The organism is Borborobacter xinjiangensis, assembly GCF_047739745.1.
In the GTDB taxonomy this organism is placed as follows: Bacteria; Pseudomonadota; Alphaproteobacteria; order Rhizobiales; family Rhizobiaceae; genus Pseudaminobacter.
Map to the genome: position 1 here is coordinate 1 of NZ_JBLLVA010000097.1, position 642 is coordinate 642.

The 642-nt window shown below is 55.8% G+C and carries 1 protein-coding gene; it reads right to left on the bottom strand.

The window, feature by feature from the left end:
* Positions 1–392: 392 nt before the first annotated feature.
* Positions 393–642, bottom strand: a 250-nt coding sequence (locus ACLKMW_RS26495) for a cupin domain-containing protein (protein ID WP_415727519.1), incomplete at its 5' end; no start/stop codon positions are given.

Sequence of the window (642 nt, forward strand, 5' to 3'; positions counted from 1 at the left end):
CTGCGTGACCTGCCGGAGGAGCTGGCAGAGTACAAGGGATTGACGCGTTACCGGCCAACCGTCTTGGAGTGGCTTTCCAAATATGATGATGGCGCGCCGACCTCGCCAGGTTTCGGCCCGGACTAAGACGCTCTCGCTACAGCGGGAACCCGGGCGCGAAACCGGTTCCCGCTGCTAAATTCCGACAAGAGTTGGGATCGGAGTGAGACGAAGTTCATAAACTTCAATATCAATAAACTAGAGCGTGATGCGCAGCCGCATCACGCTCTTTTCATTTCGCCTTCTGAAAATGGCACAACGGCGCTGTGCGTTCTTTTCCGTCGATCAGCGCACACGCCATGAAGGCGGTGTCGCTGGCACCGACTTTCCAAGATGTGTCGTCGGCGGATGAACTATTCGCTGCCGTTGCCCTGCGGATAGGAGATGATCGACAGATAGCGCATCGGCAGTTTGGTCAGTTCTTCGGGCCCGTGCGGTGCATCTGCCTCGAAGAACAGACTATCGCCCGGTGTCATCCTGTAGCGATTGGCGCCATGCCGATAAACCACTTCGCCCTCTAACATGTAGAGAAATTCCATACCGTCATGCTGGAAAGTCGGAAACACGTCCGAATCCTCGCTGAGCGTGATGAGGTAAGGTTCG